The organism is Pseudomonas sp. FBF18, assembly GCF_024261405.1.
GTDB lineage: Bacteria > Pseudomonadota > Gammaproteobacteria > Pseudomonadales > Pseudomonadaceae > Aquipseudomonas > Aquipseudomonas palmensis.
The window spans coordinates 153651-176072 of sequence record NZ_QKRS01000011.1 but is presented as its reverse complement, the minus strand read 5'-3'; the positions used below and the strand labels follow the sequence as shown (position 1 = coordinate 176072).

General features: G+C 62.0%; 23 protein-coding genes. 12 read left to right on the top strand and 11 right to left on the bottom strand.

Annotation, left to right across the window (positions count from 1 at the left end; all coding sequences use genetic code 11):
- Positions 1 to 159: 159 nt before the first annotated feature.
- Positions 160 to 615: a hypothetical protein gene (locus DN387_RS18130; RefSeq protein ID WP_054915653.1), complete on the bottom strand. Its 456-nt coding sequence runs from the start codon at positions 613 to 615 to the stop codon at positions 160 to 162.
- A gap of 317 nt (positions 616 to 932) precedes the next feature.
- Here DN387_RS18130 and DN387_RS18125 point away from each other — a divergent pair, with 317 nt between their 5' ends.
- Complete coding sequence (locus DN387_RS18125) at positions 933 to 1937, top strand: sensor domain-containing diguanylate cyclase (protein ID WP_054915652.1); 1005 nt, start codon at positions 933 to 935, stop codon at positions 1935 to 1937.
- Between the two features lie 37 nt (positions 1938 to 1974).
- Here the strand turns inward: DN387_RS18125 and lpdA are convergent, their stop codons facing one another.
- The 4 genes from lpdA to DN387_RS18105 are packed head-to-tail and all read right to left on the bottom strand — an operon-like array spanning position 1975 to position 6948.
- Positions 1975 to 3357, bottom strand: a complete 1383-nt coding sequence (gene lpdA, locus DN387_RS18120; RefSeq protein ID WP_054915651.1) for a dihydrolipoyl dehydrogenase — start codon at positions 3355 to 3357, stop codon at positions 1975 to 1977.
- Between the two features lie 2 nt (positions 3358 to 3359).
- Complete coding sequence (locus tag DN387_RS18115) at positions 3360 to 4655, bottom strand: dihydrolipoamide acetyltransferase family protein (RefSeq protein WP_054915650.1); 1296 nt, start codon at positions 4653 to 4655, stop codon at positions 3360 to 3362.
- A complete protein-coding gene (locus DN387_RS18110; RefSeq protein ID WP_043861770.1) occupies positions 4656 to 5714 on the bottom strand; it encodes an alpha-ketoacid dehydrogenase subunit beta in 1059 nt (352 codons plus the stop codon). It abuts the gene before it with no gap.
- A gap of 1 nt (position 5715) precedes the next feature.
- Positions 5716 to 6948, bottom strand: a complete 1233-nt coding sequence (locus DN387_RS18105; RefSeq protein WP_043861771.1) for a 3-methyl-2-oxobutanoate dehydrogenase (2-methylpropanoyl-transferring) subunit alpha — start codon at positions 6946 to 6948, stop codon at positions 5716 to 5718.
- Between the two features lie 199 nt (positions 6949 to 7147).
- Here DN387_RS18105 and bkdR point away from each other — a divergent pair, with 199 nt between their 5' ends.
- From bkdR to DN387_RS18090, 3 genes are all read left to right on the top strand, one after another.
- Positions 7148 to 7639, top strand: coding sequence for a Bkd operon transcriptional regulator BkdR (gene bkdR / locus DN387_RS18100; RefSeq protein WP_043861772.1), 492 nt, complete (start codon positions 7148 to 7150; stop codon positions 7637 to 7639).
- A 235-nt stretch (positions 7640 to 7874) separates the two neighbouring features.
- Entirely contained in the window at positions 7875 to 9116 is a 1242-nt protein-coding gene (locus DN387_RS18095; RefSeq protein WP_177332976.1) for a glutamine synthetase family protein, read from the top strand.
- A gap of 173 nt (positions 9117 to 9289) precedes the next feature.
- The gene (locus tag DN387_RS18090; RefSeq protein ID WP_054915648.1) at positions 9290 to 10630 is read left to right on the top strand and encodes an MFS transporter; all 1341 of its coding nucleotides are present in this window, start codon (positions 9290 to 9292) and stop codon (positions 10628 to 10630) included.
- 137 nt (positions 10631 to 10767) lie between these two features.
- Here DN387_RS18090 and DN387_RS18085 read toward each other — a convergent pair whose 3' ends face one another.
- The 4 genes from DN387_RS18085 to flgA form a co-directional block, all read right to left on the bottom strand.
- On the bottom strand, positions 10768 to 11511 hold the full coding sequence (locus tag DN387_RS18085) for a flagellar brake protein (RefSeq protein WP_043861775.1): 744 nt from the start codon (positions 11509 to 11511) through the stop codon (positions 10768 to 10770).
- An 80-nt stretch (positions 11512 to 11591) separates the two neighbouring features.
- Complete coding sequence (locus DN387_RS18080) at positions 11592 to 12059, bottom strand: flagella synthesis protein FlgN (RefSeq protein ID WP_043861776.1); 468 nt, start codon at positions 12057 to 12059, stop codon at positions 11592 to 11594.
- A gap of 46 nt (positions 12060 to 12105) precedes the next feature.
- Positions 12106 to 12417: a flagellar biosynthesis anti-sigma factor FlgM gene (gene flgM / locus DN387_RS18075; RefSeq protein WP_043861777.1), complete on the bottom strand. Its 312-nt coding sequence runs from the start codon at positions 12415 to 12417 to the stop codon at positions 12106 to 12108.
- Between the two features lie 175 nt (positions 12418 to 12592).
- The gene (flgA, locus tag DN387_RS18070; protein ID WP_043861778.1) at positions 12593 to 13345 is read right to left on the bottom strand and encodes a flagellar basal body P-ring formation chaperone FlgA; all 753 of its coding nucleotides are present in this window, start codon (positions 13343 to 13345) and stop codon (positions 12593 to 12595) included.
- A 68-nt stretch (positions 13346 to 13413) separates the two neighbouring features.
- On the opposite strand from flgA, the gene DN387_RS18065 reads away from it, so the two are divergent.
- Positions 13414 to 14343 (top strand): chemotaxis protein CheV, encoded by a 930-nt coding sequence (locus DN387_RS18065; RefSeq protein WP_043861779.1) that lies wholly within the window; start codon positions 13414 to 13416, stop codon positions 14341 to 14343.
- 49 nt (positions 14344 to 14392) lie between these two features.
- Positions 14393 to 15220 carry a protein-glutamate O-methyltransferase CheR gene (cheR, locus tag DN387_RS18060; RefSeq protein ID WP_043861780.1) on the top strand — a complete coding sequence of 276 codons (828 nt, stop codon included), beginning with the start codon at positions 14393 to 14395 and terminating at the stop codon, positions 15218 to 15220.
- Between the two features lie 58 nt (positions 15221 to 15278).
- Here the strand turns inward: cheR and DN387_RS18055 are convergent, their stop codons facing one another.
- The gene (locus DN387_RS18055; protein WP_054915647.1) at positions 15279 to 17873 is read right to left on the bottom strand and encodes an autotransporter outer membrane beta-barrel domain-containing protein; all 2595 of its coding nucleotides are present in this window, start codon (positions 17871 to 17873) and stop codon (positions 15279 to 15281) included.
- 139 nt (positions 17874 to 18012) lie between these two features.
- Positions 18013 to 18171 carry a hypothetical protein gene (locus DN387_RS18050; protein WP_156326233.1) on the bottom strand — a complete coding sequence of 53 codons (159 nt, stop codon included), beginning with the start codon at positions 18169 to 18171 and terminating at the stop codon, positions 18013 to 18015.
- Positions 18172 to 18230: 59 nt separating this feature from the next.
- Between DN387_RS18050 and flgB the strand changes: the two genes are divergently transcribed.
- The 6 genes from flgB to DN387_RS18020 all read left to right on the top strand — a co-directional run bounded on the left by flgB (position 18231) and on the right by DN387_RS18020 (position 22395).
- Positions 18231 to 18638, top strand: a complete 408-nt coding sequence (gene flgB, locus DN387_RS18045; RefSeq protein ID WP_054915646.1) for a flagellar basal body rod protein FlgB — start codon at positions 18231 to 18233, stop codon at positions 18636 to 18638.
- A 3-nt stretch (positions 18639 to 18641) separates the two neighbouring features.
- Positions 18642 to 19085, top strand: a complete 444-nt coding sequence (flgC, locus tag DN387_RS18040; protein WP_054915645.1) for a flagellar basal body rod protein FlgC — start codon at positions 18642 to 18644, stop codon at positions 19083 to 19085.
- Between the two features lie 15 nt (positions 19086 to 19100).
- On the top strand, positions 19101 to 19805 hold the full coding sequence (gene flgD, locus DN387_RS18035) for a flagellar hook assembly protein FlgD (protein ID WP_043861783.1): 705 nt from the start codon (positions 19101 to 19103) through the stop codon (positions 19803 to 19805).
- Positions 19806 to 19836: 31 nt separating this feature from the next.
- Positions 19837 to 21198 carry a flagellar hook protein FlgE gene (gene flgE / locus DN387_RS18030; RefSeq protein WP_043861784.1) on the top strand — a complete coding sequence of 454 codons (1362 nt, stop codon included), beginning with the start codon at positions 19837 to 19839 and terminating at the stop codon, positions 21196 to 21198.
- 21 nt (positions 21199 to 21219) lie between these two features.
- Positions 21220 to 21462 (top strand): hypothetical protein, encoded by a 243-nt coding sequence (locus tag DN387_RS18025; protein ID WP_229590460.1) that lies wholly within the window; start codon positions 21220 to 21222, stop codon positions 21460 to 21462.
- A 192-nt stretch (positions 21463 to 21654) separates the two neighbouring features.
- Positions 21655 to 22395, top strand: a complete 741-nt coding sequence (locus DN387_RS18020; protein ID WP_043861786.1) for a flagellar basal body rod protein FlgF — start codon at positions 21655 to 21657, stop codon at positions 22393 to 22395.
- Positions 22396 to 22422 lie beyond the last annotated feature (27 nt).

The following is a 22422-nucleotide window of genomic DNA, read 5'->3' as shown; positions in this document are numbered from 1 at the left end:
GTGGGCCGAAAGTTTCCTGCAAGGCGGGCATAAAAAAACCACCTTGGGAGGTGGTTTTTTACGTAATACGATTCAGGCCAGCGGGTCCGTCCTGTCCTTCTCGTCGGTGCCTTCTGCCGACAGTGTCTGTGAACCTGCCAGTGCACTGACCGCATCCATCTATTGAGGCGGTTGCAGCTTGGCCATGGTTTTTATCTCCATTTCTTCCTTGATGCGTTGAGCGATCTGCTTGTCGATCAGCTCCTTCTTCTCAGGGGGTAACTCTTCGTATTCTTCAAGGCTCAGCCCAAGTTCGCGCAGCATCTTCTCGCGAATTTTCTGCTCGGGAGACAGTGCCATGTAGTCGCGAAACTCTTGCAAGGCAGTGCTCTCTGGTTCCTTCGTGTCAAAGATCTCTTCCAGGTTCTGCAGACTGACCTTGAACTTTGCGAACGCTTCTTGCTGGTTGTCGTGAAAGCGCTGCTCGGAGTGACTAGCACTCCCGCGCGTGTCGGACGTCGACTGGATGGCAACTGAAACAGGTACATACGGCACAGCATCGCTGTCTGTAGAAACACTGCTACGTTGCTGAGTGGTAGCGGCTACCTGCCAACCATAATCATTGATGATGCTCACCTGAAGGTCTCCCGATACTGTGCAGAGCAAGGGAAGAGCAAGGGCTGTGCCAGTTACCTCACGCTCTGAACCCTCTGTATTACAAGGGGGCAGCAATGCTCGGCCGTTTACTCTGGCACGCTGTTGCCCCAAAGAGGAGGATGATTGCCGCAGGCGGCAACAGCCAAGGCTTGCAGTTGGACGTGCGGTCGGTTCCGCCTGCCGCTTCCATTCTTTCGCGAGTATATTGTTCGAAATTTCGCGCAGGCTTTGGCGCATAACAATCGGCAGCACCATCATTGAGCTGGGGCGTAGTTGCTGGACAGGGGAGAGTGTCCATGAGTGAGAATACCGCTTGCGTGATGGCGCCATTGAGCGACCTGGGGCAAGAGCAACTGCAAACCCTCCTGGACCTGGTCAGTGATGGCATCTGGGACTGGAACGCCAACACCGGCCATGTCTATCGCAACCCGGGTTGGTATCGCATGCTGGGCTACCCCAGCCACTCGCTGGACAATACGGTGTTCACCTGGGAAAACGTCATTCACCCCGAGGACTACCCGCGGGTGATGGCCTGCTTCGAGGACTACCTGAGCCAGCGCGCGCCAAGCTACCAGGTGGAGTACCGTTGCCGTTGCAAGGATGGCAGCTACCTGTGGATCGAGGACAGCGGGCATGTGGTTGCGCGCAACCCTGATGGCTCGGTGGCCAGGATGTTCGGTGCACACCGCAACATCGACGACCGCAAGCGCCTGGTTGCCCATCTGGAGCAGCGCAACAGCTCGCTGGAGTCACTGATTGCCGAACGGACCCGGGAACTGTGCTGGGTGAACGAGCAACTGAAACGTCAGCTTGATGAGAACCGTGACCTGGCCGAGCGCGACTCGTTGACCCTGGCGGCCAATCGTTATCGCCTGGAAAAGGCCCTGCTTCAGGAATGCGAACGTGCCGGCCGCTTTCGTTTGCCCTTGAGCCTGATCCTGATGGATTTCGACGATTTCAAGCCGATCAATGATCGTTACGGCCACGCCCGTGGCGATACCGCCCTGGTAGAGGTGGTCGAACAGATCCGTAAGTGTGTCGGCCCCGAGCACCTGCTTGCCCGATGGGGGGGTGACGAGTTCATGGTGTTGATGCCAGGGAGTGACCTGCAGGCAGCAATGGCGGTAGCCGATGCCATCCGCCAGCAGGTGTTGAGGTTGCCCCCAATTGGCGAGCACCGCGTCACATTGAGTTTTGGCATCGCCCAGTGGCGTGGCGGCGAGCGCCCGGAGCAACTGGTCGCCCGTGCCGACCAGGCGCTCTATCGCGCCAAGGCCGGCGGCAAGAACCAGATCGCCTGATGCCTGGGCGTCGATGATCGACGCCCAGTGGTTCTGGCTACAGGTGCAACGCGTGCCCCAAGGCACGCAATGCAGCCTCCTGCACAGCCTCTCCGAGGGTAGGGTGGGCATGGATGGTTCCGGCCACATCCTCGAGCCGGGCGCCCATCTCCAGTGATTGTGCAAACGCGGTAGACAGTTCCGAAACCCCCACGCCGACAGCCTGCCAGCCCAGGATCAGATGATTGTCGCGACGCGCCACCACGCGTACGAAGCCGCTTTTGGATTCCAGCGTCATGGCCCTGCCATTGGCCGCGAACGGGAACTGCGCAACGATGCAATCCAGGCCTTGCTGTTGTGCGGCCTCGGGTGTCTTGCCTGCCACCACCACCTCGGGGTCGGTAAAGCACACTGCCGCGATGGCCACCGGATCGAAAACCCGCTGCTTGCCGGCGATGAGTTCGGCCACCATCTCGCCCTGGGCCATGGCGCGGTGGGCCAGCATCGGCTCGCCGCTCAGATCGCCGATTGCCCACACATTGCGCATGCTGGTCTGGCAACGCTCATCGATGGCAATGGCTGAGCCATTCATCTTGAGCTCCAGGGTTTCCAGGTTGAACCCTTGAGTGCGTGGCCGACGTCCTACGGCAACCAGCACCTGATCGGTTTCCAGCCTCAACTGTTCGCCATGCGGGTCCCTGATCTGCAGGCACTGGGTGGCGTTATCGAAGCCTTCGACGCTGTGCTTGAGGTACAGCGTCATGCCCAGTTTCTTCAGCGACTCGGCTACCGGCTGAGTGAGCTCGCTGTCATACGTAGGCAGGATACGCTCGCGCGCTTCCACCACGCTTACCTCGACCCCCAGCTTGCGGTAGGCAATACCCAGCTCCAGGCCGATATAGCCTGCACCCACCACCGTCAGGCGCCTTGGCAGGCGTTGCGGGGCCAGGGCTTCGGTGGACGAGATGATCGGGCCGCCCAGTGGAAGCATGGGCAGCTCCACACTGCTGGAGCCCGTGGCGAGCAGCAGGTGCTCGCACTGAATGCGCTGGCCTTCGACGTCGACGGTTTTGCCGTCGACGATCCTTGCCCAGCCATGAATCACCGTCACGCCGTGTTTCTTCAGCAAGGCGGCAACGCCGCTGGTCAGGCGGTCGACGATGCCGTCCTTCCAGGCCACGCTCTGGGTAATGTCCAGGCTGGGAGCCTGTACCTTGATGCCCAGGCTGGAGTGCTGGCTGTGCTGACAAGTCTGGTGGAACTGCTCCGCTACATGGATCAGTGCCTTGGATGGAATACAGCCGATGTTCAGGCAGGTGCCGCCCAGTGCCTGGCCTTCGACCAGTACAGTGGGGATGCCCAGTTGACCGGCACGAATCGCCGCGACATAACCGCCGGGGCCGCCCCCAATGATCAGCAGGGTGGTATTGAGAGTCTGCATGGTCACTCCACAAACAGGCTGGCAGGTTGTTCGAGCAGGCCGCGGATGGCCTGGATGAAGAGCGCGGCGTCCATGCCGTCGACCACACGATGGTCGAACGAACTGGACAGGTTCATCATCTTGCGCACCACGATCTGGCCGTTGACCACCATTGGCCGCTCGACGATGCGGTTGACCCCGACAATGGCCACCTCCGGCGTGTTCACCACCGGTGTGCTGACGATGCCGCCCAGTGCGCCGAGGCTGGTGAGCGTAATGGTCGAGCCGGACAGCTCTTCACGGCTGGCCTTGTTGTTGCGGGCGGCGTTGGCTACCCGGGCGATCTCGCTGGCATTGCTCCACAGGCTGCCGGCCTCGGCATGGCGCAGCACCGGTACCATCAGCCCGTTGTCGCCCTGGGTGGCGATACCCACATGCACTGCACCATGGCGGGTAATGAGCTGGGCTTCGTCGTCATAGGTGGCGTTGATCTGCGGGAATTCGCGCGCGGCGATCACCATTGCCCGTACCAGGAAGGGCAGCAGGGTCAGCTTGCCGCGGCTGTCACCATGCTTCTTGTTCAGGTGCACGCGCAGTTCTTCCAGCGCGGTCACGTCGATTTCCTCGACATAGCTGAAGTGCGCGACGCGGCGCTTGGCATCCTGCATGCGCTGCGCGATCTTGCGGCGCAGGCCGATCACAGGCACCTGCTCGCTGTCGTCACGCCTTGCATAGCCACCGGGGCCCGATGCACTGCTGGTACTCGGTTGAACGAGAAAAGCGTCCAGGTCTTCGTGCAGGATGCGCCCGGCAGGGCCACTACCATGCACATAGCGCAGCTCTATGCCCGCATCCAGCGCGCGCTTGCGCACCGCCGGGGAGGCCAGCGGACGCTCGTTGGCCTCACGTGGCACGATCGTCGGTGAACGCTGTGCGTTGCCTGAAGGTGCCGCTGCCGGGGTAGACACGACGGCGGGCTGGGGTTGGGCTTCGGGTACGCTGGCCTTCGGTGCGGCAGTTACCGCAGGCGGCGTGGCTGCTGCCGGCTTGCCGGCGCCTTCCTGATAGTTGCCGGCCCCTTCGACCTCGATGCGAATCAGCTCGCTGCCTACGGCCATGACCTCACCGGGCTGGCCGCCCAGGGCCAGCACCTTGCCGGTGACCGGCGAAGGAATTTCCACGGTGGCCTTGTCGGTCATGACGTCGGCGACCACCTGATCTTCGGTGACGGTATCGCCGACCTTTACGAACCATTCCACCAGCTCAACCTGTGCGATGCCTTCGCCGATGTCCGGCATCTTGATGACGTGCGTGCCCATTCAGACCTCCATGACCCGTTTCAATGCCGCACCCACTCGCGATGGGCCGGGGAAGTACGCCCATTCCTGCGCGTGCGGGTAGGGGGTGTCCCAACCGGTGACACGTTCGATCGGGGCTTCGAGGTGATGGAAGCAGTGCTCCTGTACCAGCGCCACCAGCTCGGCGCCAAAGCCGCAGGTGCGGGTGGCTTCGTGCACGACCACACAGCGGCCGGTCTTCTTCACCGACTCGACGATGGTCTCCAGGTCCAGTGGCCAGAGGCTGCGCAGGTCGATGACCTCGGCGTCGATGCCGGTCTCTTCGGCAGCCACCTGGGATACATACACCGTGGTGCCGTAGGTCAGTACCGTCACCGCATTGCCTGGGCGGGTGATGGCAGCCTTGTCCAGTGGCACGGTGTAGTAGCCATCCGGTACGGCGCTGGCGGGGTGTTTGGACCAGGGCGTTACCGGCCGGTCGTGGTGCCCGTCGAAAGGGCCGTTGTACAGGCGCTTGGGCTCCAGGAAGATCACCGGGTCGTCGTTTTCGATCGAGGCGATCAACAGGCCCTTGGCGTCGTAGGGGTTCGAAGGCATCACGGTACGCAGGCCGCAGACCTGGGTGAACATCGCCTCCGGGCTCTGGCTGTGGGTCTGGCCGCCGTAGATGCCGCCACCGCACGGCATGCGCAGGGTCAGCGGGGCCACGAACTCGCCGGCAGAGCGGTAGCGCAGGCGGGCCATCTCCGAGACGATCTGGTCCGAGGCAGGGTAGAAGTAGTCGGCAAACTGGATTTCCACCACAGGGCGCAGGCCATAGGCACCCATGCCCACGGCGGTGCCGACGATACCGCTTTCGGAGATCGGTGCGTCGAACACCCGCGACTTGCCGTACTTGTTCTGCAGCCCTTCGGTGCAGCGGAACACGCCGCCGAAGTAACCGACGTCCTGGCCATAGACGACAACATTGTCATCGCGCTCAAGCATGATATCCATGGCCGAGCGCAGGGCCTGGATCATGGTCATGGTGGTAGTCGCCATGGCGGTTTCCAACTGGATAGTGGTGTTGTGATCGTTCATGTCAGATCCCCAGTTCCTGGCGCTGGCGCCGCAGGTGTTCCGGCATTTCCTTGTACACATCCTCGAAAATGCTCGCCGGGCTGGGCATCTGCCCGCCGGCCAGGGTGCCGTACTGCTCGGCTTCCTTCTGCGCACTGATGATTTCGGCTTCCAGCTCAGCAGTCACCGCCTGATGCTCTTGCTCCGACCAGTGCCCGATGGCCACCAGGTGCTGCTTGAGGCGGGCGATCGGGTCGCCGAGGGGGAAGTGGCTCCAGTCGTCGGCCGGACGGTACTTGGACGGGTCGTCCGACGTGGAGTGCGGCCCGGCGCGGTAGGTCACCCATTCGATCAGGGTCGGGCCCAGGCCGCGGCGGGCACGTTCGGCGGCCCAGCGCGAGGCCGCGTACACCGCGATGAAGTCGTTGCCGTCGACCCGCAGCGAAGCGATGCCACAGCCAACGCCGCGGCCGGCGAAGGTGGTGGATTCACCACCGGCGATGGCCTGGAAGGTGGAGATGGCCCACTGGTTGTTGACCACGTTGAGAATCACCGGGGCCTGGTACACGTGTGCGAAGGTCAGCGCGGTGTGGAAGTCCGACTCGGCCGTAGCACCATCGCCGATCCAGGCCGAAGCGATCTTGGTATCGCCCTTGATGGCCGAGGCCATGGCCCAGCCGACCGCCTGCACGAACTGGGTCGCCAGGTTACCGCTGATGGTGAAGAAGCCGGCTTCGCGCACCGAGTACATGATGGGCAGTTGGCGACCCTTGAGCGGGTCGCGCTCGTTGGACAGCAGCTGGCAGATCATCTCCACCAGCGACACGTCGCGGGCCATCAGGATGCTCTGCTGGCGGTAGGTGGGGAAGCACATGTCGCTGCGGTTCAAGGCCAGTGCCTGGCCGCTGCCGATGGCTTCCTCGCCCAGGCTCTGCATGTAGAAGGACATCTTCTTCTGGCGCTGCGCCACGACCATGCGGCTGTCGAACAGCCGGGTCTTGAGCATCGCGCGCATGCCTTGGCGCAGCACTTCGGGGCCGATGTCCTCGGCCCAGGGGCCAAGCGCACGGCCCTGTTCGTCGAGCACGCGGATCAGCCCGTAGGCAAGGTCGGCGGTACCGGCGGGTTCGGCATCGATGGCGGGTTTGCGGACCTGACCGGCGTCATTCAGACGCAGGTAGGAAAAATCGGTCTGGCAGCCTGGCCGGCCTGTAGGCTCGGGCACATGCAGACGCAGGGGGGCGTACTCGTTCATGCTTTTTTACGCTCGCTCTGTCTTGTGTTTTTGTTGAGCTTTGAAGCGGTCGCTACTGAACCCGGCTTGTGACCGGAGAGTCAGTCTTGCCTACATCATATTCCGCTGGCGGAAGAATATTTTTCTCAAGTTCATTGCCTTTGGGCTGGCTTGCGGATAAACATTCTTCAAAAGAACAAGAAGCAGGTGAATTTGTCTCATGCGCAAACTGGATCGTACTGACATCGGCATTCTCAACAGCCTTCAGGACAATGCCCGCATCACCAACGCCGAGCTGGCCCGTTCGGTAAATCTGTCGCCCACCCCCTGTTTCAACCGGGTCAAGGCGCTGGAGGAGCTTGGCGTGATTCGCCAGCAGGTGACCTTGCTGTCGCCCGAAGTGCTGGGGCTGGACGTCAACGTGTTCATCCACGTCAGCCTGGAAAAACAGGTGGAGCAATCGCTGCACCGCTTCGAAGAGGAAATCGCCGAGCGCCCGGAAGTGATGGAGTGCTACCTGATGACCGGCGACCCGGATTACCTGCTGCGTGTACTGCTGCCGAGCATCCAGGCCCTGGAGCGGTTTCTGGACTACCTCACCCGCTTGCCCGGGGTGGCCAATATTCGCTCCAGCTTCGCCCTCAAGCAGGTGCGCTACAAGACTGCGCTGCCGCTGCCGGCCAACGGTATTACGCTGCCAGGCACAGTGTAGACAGCTTCTACGGGTTGGCTGGCGGCGTTCGCTCAGCGATCGGGCCTACATGGTGCTTGATATTTTTAACACCCCCGGACTATGTTGTTCGGGTCGCCGTTCGCGGCTTGTTAAAAATAACAAGGATCAAGTCATGACGACCAATGGCCAACGTTCTCTCGCCGAGCGATTGACGGGCATTGATGAAATCGAATGCGTCACCCCCGACCTCAATGGCGTGCCTCGCGGCAAGGTGATGACCGCCGAGGGGTTCCTGGAAGGGCGGCGCCTGCAGATGGCACGCGGCGTGCTGCTGCAGTGCATCATGGGCGGATACCCTGCGGCACGCTTCTACGGCAGCGACGATGGCGACCTTGCCCTGGCGGCCGACCCCCTGCATATCTACCGCCTGCCCTGGAGCGACGAACCAAGGGCACTGGCGATCTGCGATGCCAATGAGCTCGATGGACAGAGTTCGGGCTTGTCCACCCGCGGCCAGCTCAAGGCGGTGATCGAGCGGTATCGCACGCACGGCCTGGCGCCAGTGGTGGCCACCGAGCTCGAGTTCTTCGTGTTCGCTCCCAATCCCGACCCGAGCCAGCCGTTCCTGCCGCCCACCGGGCTGGACGGTCGGCGCGAGGACGGCCATTCGGCGTTCAGCGTCAGTTCCAACAATGGCCTGCGCCCGTTCTTCAGCGAGGTCTACCGTTGCATGGAGGCCCTGGGCCTGCCGCGCGACACCTTCATGCACGAGATGGGCGTCAGCCAGTTCGAGATCAACCTGCTGCACGGTGACCCGCTGCTGCTTGCCGACCAGACCTTCCTGTTCAAGCACCTGCTCAAGGAGGTTGCGCTCAAGCATGGCCTGAATGTGGTGTGCATGGCCAAGCCGCTGGCCAGAACTCCAGGCAGTTCGATGCACATTCACCAGAGCGTGGTCGAGATCGACAACGGCCGCAACGTGTTCAGCGACGCCCAGGGGCAGCCCACGCCCGCCTTCTATCACTTCATCGGCGGCCAGCAAGCGTGCATGGCCGACTTCACCGCGTTGTTCGCGCCCAACGTCAATTCCTATCAGCGCCTGTGTCACCCCTATGCCTCGCCCAACAATGCCTGTTGGTCTGAAGACAACCGCGCTGCGGGCCTGCGTATTCCTGCCAGCGCACCGGTAGCGCGCAGGGTCGAGAACCGCCTGCCCGGGGCCGATACCAACCCCTACCTGGCCATCGCCGCCAGCCTGGCGGCCGGCTTGTACGGCATCGAACAGCAACTGGAGCCGGCGCCGGCGATCCAGGGCGAATTCGAGGTGCCCGACAACCTGTCACTGCCCTGCACGCTGCACGCGGCACTGGAGCGTCTCAAGCGCAGCCAGTTGGCGAGGGAACTGTTCGGGACTGAGTTCATCGAAGGTTACATCGCGTCCAAGACCCTGGAACTGACCAGCTTCTTCGACGAGATCACCCCGTGGGAACGGCGCGTGCTGGCGGCACAGGCGTAACTGCGGGGCGGCAATGCCGCCTGGCGCCAGGGTAAGCAGAGGCAGGTGGCAGCCATGATCGAGATCATGGTTTGTCACCTGTTTTTTTATGCCCGGCCCGCCGCGTCGGCGTTTTTTTCACTTATGCTTTCAAGCAGTTTTTTCACCTGCTCAAGGGGCCCTCAGGGACGTCGATGCGAAGTATCTGGAAGTCTTTTCGCGCGCTGTATTTCGCCGCATTGATGATGTTGATCGGTTCCGGCCTGTTGAGCACCTACCTGGCCCTGCGCCTGGCGGCCGATCAGGTCGACAGCCTGTGGGTCGGTGCGCTGATGGCGGCCAACTATTTCGGCCTGGCGCTGGGGGGCAAGATCGGTCACCGGCTGATCGCCAGGGTGGGGCATATCCGCGCCTACGCTACGTGTGCCGGCATCGTCGGCGCAGCGGTGCTTGGTCATGGTCTGGTCAGCTGGCTGCCGGCCTGGCTGCTGCTGCGGGTGATCGTCGGCCTGGGCATGATGTGCCAGTACATGGTGATCGAGAGCTGGCTCAACGAACAGGCCGACGCCAAGCAGCGTGGGGCGGTGTTCAGCGGTTACATGATCGCCTCCTATCTGGGCCTGGTACTGGGCCAGCTGATTCTGGTGGTTCACCCGCAGTTGGGCCTGGAGCTGCTGATGCTGGTGGCCATGTGCTTTGCGCTATGCCTGGTTCCGGTGGCCCTGACCCGGCGCATCCACCCCGCACCGCTGCGTCCGGCCCCCATGGAGCCGCGGTTCTTCATCAAGCGCGTCCCCCAGTCGCTGAGTACGGTACTCGGGGCGGGGCTGATCGTGGGGTCGTTCTATGGTCTGGCGCCTCTGTACGCCTCCAAGCAGGGGCTCAGTACAGAACAGGTCGGTGTGTTCATGGGCTGCTGCATCTTTGCCGGCCTGCTGGTGCAGTGGCCATTGGGCTGGTTGTCGGACCGTTACGACCGGGCCGTGCTGATTCGCAGTGTGGCGGTGGGGCTGGCCGTCACCTCCCTGCCATTGGCGCTGCTGCCGAGCGTACCGCTCGAGGTGCTGTTCATCACCGGTTTTGCGGTCTCGCTGCTGCAGTTCTGCCTCTACCCGCTGGCGGTGGCGTTTTCCAACGACCACGTTGAAAGCGAGCGACGGGTCTCGCTCACCGCGATGCTGCTGGTGACCTATGGCGTGGGGGCGAGCATCGGGCCGCTGGTGGCCGGTGTGCTGATGAAGACCCTGGGCGACCAGATGCTGTACGCGTTCTTCTGTTTCTTCGCGCTGGTGCTGGTGTGGCGCATCCGTCCCAAAGCGGTTACCAACCTGCATCAGGTCGAGGATGCGCCATTGCTTCACGTAGCGATGCCGGCGGCAGGTTCACCGCTGTCTGCGGCGCTCGACCCGCGGGTTGATGAGCAGGTGGTGCAGGATCAGATGCAGGCACCGGTGGGTGCCGAAGATACCGAGGAGGAGGGCGCGCCCGGGGAGGCTGAGGGCGTCGAACCTGTCAAGCCTGCGCCAGAAGTGTGAGTGGCGTGGGGGGCAGATAGTGGCGAAGGGCTGCGTCTGAGTTCCGCTGGCAGGCGGGGCGCCAGGCGCCCCTTTGCGGATGAATCCGTTGCCGCTGAATGGGTAGCGACCCTTGGAAATGTGAAGCGTGATGTCTATCAGTAATCGTCTTTGTCGAAGCGTCGCGCTTCACGTTGCAGCTGGTACACAAAGCTTTCGATCTTGCGCGCCATCTGTCCTGTCACGTTATGAAAGCGAATGCCGGCGAAGGTGGCGTTCAGGCGCTCTTCATAGTGCAGGTGGCGCAGCTCGACCATTACCTGAGAAAGCCCCAGCGGCAGGCCGGTAGCAAACTTCTCGTAGACCTGGCCCAACTGCAACCGCTCCTCGATATCGCCCTCGAAGCGAAGCTTGCAGCCAGTAGCCGAAATATCCAGCAGCTTGCCCTTGAGCGGGTGCTCGCCACGCAGTTTCTCGCCGTCGAAAATCACGTCGACCAGTTGCGACAGCTTCAGTGCCGCGCGAAACGCATTGCGACGCTGGTGATAGGTAACTTCTGTGGGCAGGCTGCCGCGGTAGCAGCGTGAGCCGTCAGAGGTGCTGATGCTCAGCGGGGTAGTGCAGTCCCAGGCAATGCGCACGCCGTCATGGAAGCCTTCGATACGGAATGGTTCGCCATTTTCGAGGAAGCGTTCGCCATCGCGCGGGATCATTTCGTCCAGGGCCATGCTGTTGCTGTCCCGGTCTACCTCCACCACATAACTCTGGAAGCGCTGGCTGCGTTCGGGGAACGTGATGATCAGTGGGTCATGGCTCTCTAGCAACATCCGCAAATGAGCGGCAATTTCCAAAGGCGTAGTCAGCACCTTCGGAGGCTGAGGAGCTTCTTCGTCATTGAACACGGTTGATGAATCTCCAGGCAAAAACGACACAGGCAATTGCTGGCATTCTGCCAGCATGAATCGTGCCTTGATAGAGGGGGTCACGCCTGGCTGAGTGCACGAGGCTTTGAAAGCGGCGATGTAGTGCCGCGGGCATCGTAGAGCGACGGTGATTCGCCACCCATGAGGATCTTGATCTGGTTTTCGGTGGTGTACTGCTGAAGCTGGATCGCCTGGCCGTTGCGTGCGTTGACCGCCTGGCAATCATTCATCAGCGCAGCCAGCACATCGAGCTGCTCGATGAGCAGGGAGCCCAGGTCCGATTGCTCGGCCATGGCCACTACACCTTCGCGGCTTTGCGGCAGGCCCAGGTTCGCAAGCAGCGCACTACGTCGTTGTCCGCCTTGATCGAGCAGCACCACCAGCGATTGCTTGCGGGCTAGAATATTTTCCAGCAAGGGCATGTCGCGGCCATGCAGGGCCACGGCTTCAGCCTGCAACAACTCGAGCAGTTGTTGCGCTGGAGCAATATCATCTTCGATCAGTTGCAGCAGAGTAGTGTCGTGCATTGGCTGGCTCTTGGTTCTAGCGTCCTGAAGTCAGCGCGCCAGAGGGCTAGCGCTGGGCTTCGAAATTGAGCAGTTTGCTGGCGACGCGCTGGGCGTCCACCTGGTAGCTGCCGTCGGCGATGGCCTGTTTCAACTCGGCCACGCGGGCGCTGTTGACAACCGGTTGATCGCGCAGCTTGTCGCTGACCTGTTGCAACTGCTGGGCCTCGTGGCTCAGGTGTACGGCTTCTCCGCTCTGGCCAGCCTCGGTAGCGCTGGTGGCAGTGCGAGCAGTGGCCGTGCTTTCCTGGCTGTTGCCAGTGCGCACGGCGCCCGTCACGGACGGGGAATTATTCAAACGACTGAAGTCGATGACCATGATCAGAAAACCTCTGGGTGTTTGGACGCTTGCCTTGTTTTCGGCCAACCCGAAAGAAACTTTAGACGCAAATGCAGTGCAGCTTGCGCGGCCAGCCCATCAACCCGGTTCGACACAGTTTAGGAAAAGCGGTTCCTGATCGCCAGCCTTGTTTGTTCTGGCGTCGTGACCCGCTTCACATCGCGACTTCCACCTGCCCTGGTCCAGTGACCCGTGCCTTCACCACCCGTTTGGAGTTCAGATTGCGTACCCGTATCTGTTCACTGATGCCGCCCTTGCTCAAGGCTTCTCCCGGCATGCGCACGCTCAGCGTGCCGCTGCGGGCGATGATGACCACATGATCGCCCTTGCGGACCACTTCGGCCTGCTCCAGATGCAGCGGCGTGAGCACCTGATCGATGACCGTCGGTCGGATGACCTTCAGGCCCACGGCCTGCTCCAGGCTGGTCAGGTAGCCCTGGTTGAGCATGCCCACGTCCCGCTCGCGCAGGCTCACGTCCTGTTCGCCGACCACGCTGTCGCGCTTGAGCGGACGCGCCACGGTCACCACATTGCGAAACAGCCGCACCTGGGCCGGCACGAACACCGTCCACGGGGAGCTGCCATCGCAGCGTACGCGCACGGTCACCCTGCCCAGCGGTTGCGCCGGGCTTTCCAGGGTGGCGCCCAGTTGCTGGTCGCACAGTGGCATGCGCAGGCGCGGGTCGAGGCTGTTGACCTGGATCTCGAAGCGCCCTTCGGTCTGGCTGGTCGCCAGGTAATCCTCGACCGTGAATTCAAGAAACCCCTGAGTGACACCGATAAGCTGTTCAGGCAAGGTGAAAGCGTCAGCCAGAGTTCGAACGCCGGGGGCCAGCAGGCACAGCGCAGCAAGGATGCCGGGCAAGGGGCGGGTCAGGCGTCGGAAAAATGTCGTTTTCGTGTTCATACAGTTAAAAAAGCAAGGCGCGTGCCGACTGCGGTACGACGCTCGAGCATTTGGTCGAGGAGTCTGGCATGGCTGGTGTAATGGATTCGGTTAACCAGCGCACACAACTGGTAGGGCAGAACCGTCTCGAACTGCTGTTGTTCCGCCTCAATGGCGAGCAGCTGTACGGGATCAACGTGTTCAAGGTGCGGGAGGTGCTGCAATGCCCGAACCTGACCGTGATGCCCAAGTCCAACCCGGTGGTGCGCGGTGTGGCGAATATTCGTGGGGCAACCATCCCGATCCTGGATCTGGCGATGGCGACCGGCATGCCCGGTCTGAGTGAAGATGTCAGCAAGAGCTTCGTGATCATCACCGAGTACAACACCAAGACCCAGGGGTTTCTGGTGCACTCGGTCGAACGCATCGTCAACATGAACTGGGAGGAGATCCATCCGCCACCCAAGGGCACCGGTCGTGACCATTACCTGACGGCCGTGACCCGGGTGGACGGCAAGATGGTCGAGATCATCGACGTGGAGAAGATCCTCGCCGAGGTCTCGCCGACCTCCGAGGCGATCTCCCTGGGTGTGGTCGACGAAGAAGTGCAGGTCAAGGCCGTGTCGCTGCGCGTGCTCACCGTGGATGACTCCTCGGTGGCACGCAAGCAGGTCAGCCGTTGCCTGCAGACGGTGGGGGTCGAGGTGGTGGCGCTCAACGACGGCCGGCAGGCGCTGGATTACCTGCGCAAGATGGTCGATGAGGGCAAGCATCCGGAAGAGGAATTCCTGATGATGATTTCCGACATCGAGATGCCGGAAATGGACGGCTATACCCTGACTGCAGAAATCCGCAACGACCCGCGCATGCAAAAGTTGCACATCATCCTGCATACTTCGCTTTCCGGCGTCTTCAACCAGGCCATGGTCAAGAAGGTGGGCGCGGATGATTTTCTCGCCAAGTTCCGGCCGGATGACCTGGCGCAACGCGTGGTCGACCGGATCAAGGCCACCCACTAACGGCCAGGGCTCGTCCCTGGCGTTACACATGATTTAAGAGGCGGCATCATTGTCTACGGGTAATTTGGATTTCGAACAATTCCGGGTCTTCCTGGAAAAAGCCTGTGGCATCCTGCTGGGCGAAAACAAGCAGTATCTGGTCTCCAGCCGTCTCAACAAGCTGATGGAACAGCAGGGCATCAAATCGTTGAGCGAGCTGGTGCAGCGGATCCAGACCCAGCCGCGTAGCGGCTTGCGCGAGCAGGTGGTCGATGCGATGACCACCAACGAAACCCTGTGGTTTCGCGACAACTATCCGTTCGAGGTGCTCAAGAACAAGGTCTTGCCCGAGCAGATCAAGGCCAACCCTGGCCAGCGCCTGCGCATCTGGTCGGCGGCCTGTTCGTCGGGGCAGGAGCCGTACTCGATCTCCATGGCCATCGACGAGTTCGAGCGCAGCAACATCGGGCAATTGAAGATGGGGGCGCAGATCGTCGCCACCGACCTGTCCGGCTCGATGCTGGCCAACTGCAAGACCGGTGAGTACGACAGCCTGGCCATTGCCCGTGGCTTGTCCCAGGAGCGCCTGCAACGCTATTTCGACCCCAAGGGGCCGGGGCGCTGGGCAGTCAAGGCCCCGATCCGCAGCCGCGTCGAGTTTCGTTCGTTCAACCTGCTCGACAGCTACGCGAGCCTGGGCAAGTTCGACATCGTGTTCTGCCGCAACGTGCTGATCTACTTCTCCGCCCAGGTGAAGAAGGACATCCTGCTGCGCATTCACGGCACGCTCAAGCCCGGCGGTTACCTGTTCCTGGGGGCGTCCGAGGCGCTCAACGGGCTGCCCGACCATTACCAGATGGTGCAGTGCAGCCCGGGGATCATCTACCAGGCCAAGTGAAACGAAAAAGGCCGGTGTCGCGAGACACCGGCCTTTTTCATGCAGCTGCTGTCATCGATCAGAAATCGTAACGCACCTTGGCCGAGAACACATCGGCGTCAAAGCCCGATTTGCCGATGTAGTCGTAGTTCACGCCCAGGGTCACCGCTCCCAGCTTGTAGTCGGCGCCTACGCCGGCTTCGTAGCTGTTGCGCACGGCCTTGGCGCCGCTGGTGACGAACGGGGTGCTACCCAGCAGGAAGGTCGAGGTGCTCTTGGCTTCGTCCGCCGCGAAGTCATGGTATGCCATCAGGCGAGCCTGTGGCTGCAGGGTGCCGGCGCCCAGCGGATACTCGCCGGCAACGCGCAGGCCTGCGCCCAGCTCGATGGCCTCGTAGCGCTGGTCTTTGACCTTCAGTGCAGCCGACGAACCCTTCTCGCGGTAACCGTCGATGTTCACCAGGCTGTAGCGCGCTGCAATGCGCGGCTCGACCAGCATCTGCGGGTTGATGTGATAGGTGTAGCCACCCACCACGTTCAGGCCCAGCAGGTCGCTGTCGTAATCGGCCTTGGCCGAGGTGCCGGCAATCTTGCGTTTGCTGTCGTTGTCGTTCAAGCCATAGCTCAGGCTGGCATCGACGAAGTAGTTGCCCTGCTCGAAGCCGCCGTACAGCGTGAAGGCGTGGCTGTCCACCTTGGTCTGGTTGCCGCTTTTGCCGTTGACGTCGGTGTTGATGAAGCTGTACGCCAGGCCCAGGGTCAGGTTGTCGTTGAGCTTGCCGTCGGCACCCACCGCGATGCCGCGGCTGTAGGCGTTGTAGCCGGCCACGCCGTCGCGCAGGTCCTGGCTGGCATCGCTGTAGAGGGTCTGCACCCACACGCCGGTGTCCTTGAACGCTTCGCCCGAGGAGGCGCCGCGCAGGCTGCTGGTACGGCTGCCGGTGACATTGCTCACCAGGTTCTGGCTGGTGGTGGCTGCCTGGGTGGCGCCGCCGTTGACTTCAGGTGTCAGTTGCTCGGCCAGCTTGGCCAGCTGGGCCTCGTCGGCATTGGCGAAGGCTTGCAGCAGCGGATCGTTGGCGCTCAGTTTGCTCAGGATGCTGTCGCGGTTCAGGCTGCCCAGGGCCAGCTGGCTGTTGGCCGAGGCACCCTGGCCGACCAGGATGTCGGTGACTTCTTCGGCGCCCTTGCCGGTGACGGTAGCCACCAGCTTGTTGTCCTGCAGGCTGTAGCTGTCGATCTTGAGCAGGGCCGAGCTGCTCACCAGGTTCAGCTTGCCGTTGGCGTCGACATTGTCGGAAGCGTCCAGCAGATCGATGCGCCCGGCCTGGAACAGGTTGTACGTGCTGCCCTGGGCGCTGAAGTCGCTGCCCTGTGCGGCCAGGCGAATCTGTGCGCCCTTGCCGAACTCGGCAGTACCGCTGACGGCCACCACGGCGGTGTCGGCACGGGTGGCGCTGCTCAGGTTCAAGTCCAGCGACGAGTTGCCGGCCACGTACAGGTTGCCGTCGATGGTGGTGTGCGGCTGCACGAAGTTCAGGTGCGCTGGCGCATTGCGGCTGACGCTGCCCACGTCCATCCAGCCGCCCTGGCGCAGACGGATGTTGGCACCGTCGCTGCTGCTGTCGGTGCCGCTGAAGTCCACCTTGCCGTACACCTCGACGGTGGTCAGGTCGATCAGGTTGCCGGTGATCTTGCTGCCGTCCAGCAAGGTCAGGTACACGCTGCGCTCGGTTTCGGAGGCATCGACCGCTTCGTCTTCGGAGATCAGCGTGCCGCTGTTGACGATTTCCAGCCCTGCATAGCTGTTGTACAGCCGGTTGTCATCGTAGGCATCGATGTCGAAGTTGCCGATCACGATGGCCGCATCGGTCGCCTTGATGGTGCCGGTGTTGACGATCTGGCGCTCGGCGGTGGTGAAGCTGGCGCCGTCCACACGGATGCCTTCGGCGTCATCGCCGGTGGCGATGATGGTGCCGTTGTTGACGATGCCGGCCAGGTCGACCATGTCCACATTCTGCCCGTTGAAGCTGGTAGTGGCGTCGATGGCGGTAGCGCCGTCGCCGGTAACCTGGATCAGGCCGTTGTTGATCAGCTTGCCGTCGATACGGCCGCCTTCCAGGTTGATGCCCTTGGCGCTGGTGCCCTTGGCGATGATGCGGCCAGTGGTGTCATTGAGCAGGTCGCCCTTGATCGTGCCGGTGAAGTCCAGTGCACGGGCCACGTCCATTTCGCTGCCGTCGAGCAGCGGTTCGCCGGTGGCGCTGAGCAGGCCCTGGTTGATGACGCTGCCATTGATGGTGGCCGGGTCGATCATCAGGGCATTGGAGCCGCCGCCCACGGCGCTGATGCTGCCCTTGTTGATCAGGTTGCCGTCGATCTGGTTGCTGGCCCAGCTGCTGCCGTCTTCCCAGGCGTCCAGGTCGATGCCGCCGGCAAAGTCGCCGCTGCTGTTGATCGTGGTGTTGAGAATCAGGTCGCCCTTGACGTGGTTGCCGTTGAATTCGATCGCGTCTTCGGCGGCACTGCCGGTGTAGGCGCCAGTGAATTCGAGGTTGCCTTCGTAGGTCTTGTGCTCGCTGATGAAGCCGGCATCGGTCAACTCGATGGTTTGGGCGCCGACAGGCAGGGCGGTGGCAGTGATTGCCAGGGCGAGCAGGGTCTTGCGAAACATCACAGGAGTCACGGTTTATTCCTTAAACACAGCGTATTGAATTCGGCGCTTGCCTGCGTGGCGTGACGGCTGTGCGGTGATAGCCAGATGCCACGTAGCGGAGCGGGACGGATCTTAGATGAGAGATGGCGAATTGGCATTAAAATTTGACGCCAAAAGGGCGCAGGGTGGGGTTGCCGCTGCCAGGCAATTGCCGCTTTGCCGGTGTCTGGCGGAAATCCGTTGCCGCTTTTCTGGCATTGCCATCGCTGGCAAGCGCGGCAAAGCCCCGGCTTTGCTGGGTTTTGTGTTTTGGCACGGGACTTGCTCTATCACCGGCAACGAACCCTACGGTCAACCTTCAAAGGTTTCCCCGACATGAGCATCAGTTTCGACAAAGCGCTTGGCATTCACGAAAAGGCACTGGGCTTTCGCGCCCAGCGTGCCGAAGTGCTGGCCAACAACATCGCCAACGCCGACACGCCCAACTACAAGGCGCGCGACATGGACTTCTCGTCCGTGCTGGCGGCCGAGACCGACAAGGTCAAGAACGGCCATTTCTCCCTCGAGCGCACCAACACCCGGCACATCGAGGCCCAAGGCCTGGCGATGGGTGACGAAACCCTGCAGTACCGCACGCCCATGCAGCCCTCGATCGACCAGAACACCGTTGACGCGCAGCTCGAGCAATCCAGCTATGCCGAGAACGCCGTGGGTTTCCAGGCCAGCTTCACGCTGCTCAACAGTAAATTCAAAGGGCTGGTGTCAGCCCTGCGCGGAGAGTAAGTCATGTCCCTTGCCAGCGTTTTCAACATTGCCGGTAGCGGCATGAGTGCGCAGACCACGCGCCTGAACACCGTTGCCTCCAACATCGCCAACGCCGAGACCGTTTCCTCGAGCATCGACCAGACCTACCGTGCCCGCCACCCGGTGTTCGCCACCACGTTCCAGCAGGCCCAGAATGGCGTCAGCCAGTCGCTGTTCCAGGACCAGGGCGAAGCCGGGCAGGGCGTTCAGGTGCTGGGTGTGGTCGAAGACCAGGGCAACCTCGAGGCGCGCTATCAGCCCAACCATCCGGCGGCGAACAAGGACGGCTACGTCTACTACCCGAACGTCAACGTGGTCGAGGAAATGGCTGACATGATCTCCGCCAGCCGCTCGTTCCAGACCAACGCCGAACTGATGAACACGGCCAAAACCATGATGCAGAAGGTCCTGACCCTGGGTCAGTGATAAGGGGCGTTTTTTATGGCTGATGTAAACCTGAACGACGTCATTTCCAATTCCGGCGTCAAGAAGTCCAGCAATACGAACGCGGCAAGCGGCCTGGGCGGCAAGACCGCCAACGGCCAGACCCTGGGCAAGGACGCGTTCCTTCAGCTGCTGGTTACCCAGATGCAGCACCAGAACCCGCTCGACCCGCAGGACAACAGCGAGTTCGTGGCCCAGCTGGCGCAGTTCTCCAGCCTCGAAGGCATCACCTCACTGAACGATTCGGTCAACGCCATCACGGGGGCCATGGGTTCCTCGCAGGCGCTGCAGGCCTCCGGGCTGGTCGGTCGCTCGGTGATCACCCAGGCCGACAAGGCCGTGGTCGACACCACCAAGAGCTTCACTGGCCAGGTGGTGGTCCCGCAGTCGATCACTTCGGGCACCGTCACTGTCACCGACAAGGATGGCAAGACCATCAAGACCATCGACCTGGGCGAGCAGAAGGCCGGCAATGCCGACTTCATCTGGGACGGTACCAACGAGAAGGGCGAAAAGGTCGACCCGGGTACCTACACCTTCACGGCCAAGACCACCGTCGATGGCAAGTCGGCCGAGATGTACACCCTGCTGCCGGCCACCGTCAGCAGCGTCACCATCAGTCAGACCGGCGGCGAGCTGATGCTCAACCTCGCTGGCCTGGGCAGCGTTGCGCTGTCCAAGGTCCAAACTATCGGTATATAGAGCCGGCTAACGCGGCACAAGGAGTGGAAAGATGTCTTTCAATATCGGCCTTAGCGGTCTCTATGCAGCCAACAAGCAACTGGCTGTCACCGGCAACAACATCGCCAACGTTTCGACCACCGGCTTCAAGGCCTCGCGCGCCGAGTTCGCCGATGTGTACTCGGCCAGCAAACTGGGCGTGGGCAGCAAGACCGTCGGCAACGGGGTGCGTCTGGCTGCAGTCTCCCAGCAGTTCGGTCAGGGTGACATCAACAACACCGGCAACGTACTGGACATGGGTATCCAGGGCCAGGGCTACTTCGTCCTGAGCGACAACGGCTCGCTGAGCTACACCCGTTCCGGTGCGTTCCAGACCAACAAGGACAACTACGTGGTGACCTCGGACGGTATCCGTCTGCAAGGTTACGCGGCCGACGTCAACGGCAAGATCATCAAGGGCGTGCTGACCGACCTGAAGATCGACACCTCCGCGCTGGCGCCAAAGACCACCACGCTGATCGATCAGGGCATCAACCTGAACTCCTCGGCGCCGTCGATCCCGCTGCAGGTACTGGATGACAGCACGCCGCCGGTGCTGGTGGACAACAAGACGTTCGACCCTTCGGACGAGAGCACCTACACCAAATCGTTCCCGACCAAGATCTACGACAGTCAGGGCAACGAGCACACGATGGAGCAGTTCTATCGCAAGACCGGTGACAACCAGTGGACCACCTACACGCTGGTCGATGGTCGCAACCCGTTCGACCCTGCCAGCACCAAGCCACTGTCCGGCACCATCAGCTTCAATCCTGATGGCAGTGTCAAGGCCATGACTGCCGACAATACCGGTCACCCGGCGGGCTCCGAATTCACCGTGGTCAACAACAACTTCACCATGAAAGGCTGGGTGCCGGCGTCCTACGACAAGGCCACCGACAAGTGGGCATCCAACGGTTCGGCCGGCAATGCCGACGGCATCCGTATGAACATGACCAGCACCACGTCGTACAACACCGACACTGCCCGCATGTCCCAGGCGCAGGACGGCTATGCCACCGGCATCCTGTCCAGCCTGAGCATCGACTCCACCGGTGTGATGTTCGCCAGCTTCAGCAACCAGCAGTCCCGCGCCATCGGCCAGGTCGCGATTGCCAGCTTCGCCAACGAGCAGGGCCTGGAGCAGCTGGGTGGTACCCGCTGGAAAGAGACCTACGCCTCGGGCATCCCGGGCATCGACACGCCGAAGACCGGTACCCTGGGTTCGATCGAGTCCAACGCACTGGAAGCGTCCAACGTCAACCTGACCATGGAGCTGGTCGAGCTGATCAAGGCGCAGAGCAACTTCCAGGCGAACTCCAAGACCATCTCTACCGAAAGCACCATCATGCAGACCATCATCCAGATGACCTGATGATCGCCTGATGGAATGAGCATGGACGAACCCCTTTCTCGGAAGGGGTTCGTTGTTTCGGAGGCAGTAGAAATGAAGTGCGCACTCGCAATCGTGGGCTTCGCCTTGCTGGTGGTGGCTGTGCAGGTCGGCGCCGACATGGCCGCCTGGTATCGCTGGGAAAGCCAGGCCGATGGCCGGCTCGTCTGTTCGCAGGTTTCGCCGGGCGAGGGCTGGCGTCGGTTTGCCGGGCCTTTCAACAATGGCGCTTGCCGTGACAACTGAGGTTTGCCGCTAGCGGCAAGCTGGCGCCGTATTTTCGACGGTGCATCGCACGCGCAGGCGCTGGCCTGTGCTCCAGCCCCCGCATTGACGGGGCTTTACCCCTGTTTTGCAGAGTTGGTTTGAAACTTGCTTGAGTGACCGGCAAAGCAGCGGTGAACGGCAAGTGTTCGCCAGCGCAGCGGAGGATGATCTGTGGACAAGATGCTTTACGTGGCCATGACCGGTGCCAGCCAGAACGCACTGGCGCAACGGGCGCATGCCAACAACCTGGCGAACATTTCCACCAGCGGCTTTCAGCGCGACCTGGAGCAGGCGCGCTCGATGCCGGTGTTTGGTGACAGCTTTCCGGCGCGTGCCTATGCCATGACCGAACGTCCTGCCACCGATTTCAGCCCCGGTGCCATGCAGGAGACCGGCCGCGACCTGGACATCGCCATTGGTGGCGACGGCTTCATCGCCGTGCAGGCCCCGGATGGCAGCGAAGCCTACGTGCGTACCGCCAGCCTCAACATCGATGCCCTGGGCGTGCTGCGCGCGGGCAACGGCATGCCGGTGATGGGCAATGGTGGCCCGATTGCCGTGCCGCCCGAGCAGAAGGTCGAGATCGGCCAGGACGGCACCATCAGCATTCGCGCCATGGGTGAAGGCCCGCGGGTGATGGCCGAGGTCGATCGCATCAAGCTGGTCAACCCCGACGTCAAGACCCTCAACAAGGGCCTGGACGGCATGATCCACACCAAGAGCGGCCAGCCTGCCGATGCCGATGCCAACGTGCAGGTGGTGTCCGGTTTCCTGGAAGCCAGCAACGTCAACGCCGTCGAGGAAATGACCTCGGTGCTGGCGCTGTCCCGTCAATTCGAACTGCACGTCAAGATGATGACCACGGCCAAGGAAGGCGACGAAGCCATGGCTCGGGTTTTGCAAATCGGCTAATTACACAGACGTAGCGCCGTAAAACAG

What these genes read in the sequence shown, in the direction of transcription:
- DN387_RS18125 (WP_054915652.1), top strand. Translation starts at nt 933, where the DNA reads ATGAGTGAGAATACCGCTTGCGTGATGGCGCCATTGAGCGACCTGGGG.
- DN387_RS18055 (WP_054915647.1), bottom strand. Translation starts at nt 17,873, where the DNA reads ATGTTTCGCAAGACCCTGCTCGCCCTGGCAATCACTGCCACCGCCCTG.
- DN387_RS18080 (WP_043861776.1), bottom strand. Translation starts at nt 12,059, where the DNA reads ATGCACGACACTACTCTGCTGCAACTGATCGAAGATGATATTGCTCCA.
- flgB (WP_054915646.1), top strand. Translation starts at nt 18,231, where the DNA reads ATGAGCATCAGTTTCGACAAAGCGCTTGGCATTCACGAAAAGGCACTG.
- DN387_RS18105 (WP_043861771.1), bottom strand. Translation starts at nt 6,948, where the DNA reads ATGAACGAGTACGCCCCCCTGCGTCTGCATGTGCCCGAGCCTACAGGC.
- flgD (WP_043861783.1), top strand. Translation starts at nt 19,101, where the DNA reads ATGGCTGATGTAAACCTGAACGACGTCATTTCCAATTCCGGCGTCAAG.
- DN387_RS18095 (WP_177332976.1), top strand. Translation starts at nt 7,875, where the DNA reads ATGACCGCCGAGGGGTTCCTGGAAGGGCGGCGCCTGCAGATGGCACGC.
- flgA (WP_043861778.1), bottom strand. Translation starts at nt 13,345, where the DNA reads ATGAACACGAAAACGACATTTTTCCGACGCCTGACCCGCCCCTTGCCC.
- bkdR (WP_043861772.1), top strand. Translation starts at nt 7,148, where the DNA reads ATGCGCAAACTGGATCGTACTGACATCGGCATTCTCAACAGCCTTCAG.
- DN387_RS18110 (WP_043861770.1), bottom strand. Translation starts at nt 5,714, where the DNA reads ATGAACGATCACAACACCACTATCCAGTTGGAAACCGCCATGGCGACT.
- DN387_RS18115 (WP_054915650.1), bottom strand. Translation starts at nt 4,655, where the DNA reads ATGGGCACGCACGTCATCAAGATGCCGGACATCGGCGAAGGCATCGCA.
- DN387_RS18090 (WP_054915648.1), top strand. Translation starts at nt 9,290, where the DNA reads ATGCGAAGTATCTGGAAGTCTTTTCGCGCGCTGTATTTCGCCGCATTG.
- DN387_RS18025 (WP_229590460.1), top strand. Translation starts at nt 21,220, where the DNA reads ATGGACGAACCCCTTTCTCGGAAGGGGTTCGTTGTTTCGGAGGCAGTA.
- DN387_RS18065 (WP_043861779.1), top strand. Translation starts at nt 13,414, where the DNA reads ATGGCTGGTGTAATGGATTCGGTTAACCAGCGCACACAACTGGTAGGG.
- flgC (WP_054915645.1), top strand. Translation starts at nt 18,642, where the DNA reads ATGTCCCTTGCCAGCGTTTTCAACATTGCCGGTAGCGGCATGAGTGCG.
- flgE (WP_043861784.1), top strand. Translation starts at nt 19,837, where the DNA reads ATGTCTTTCAATATCGGCCTTAGCGGTCTCTATGCAGCCAACAAGCAA.
- flgM (WP_043861777.1), bottom strand. Translation starts at nt 12,417, where the DNA reads ATGGTCATCGACTTCAGTCGTTTGAATAATTCCCCGTCCGTGACGGGC.
- lpdA (WP_054915651.1), bottom strand. Translation starts at nt 3,357, where the DNA reads ATGCAGACTCTCAATACCACCCTGCTGATCATTGGGGGCGGCCCCGGC.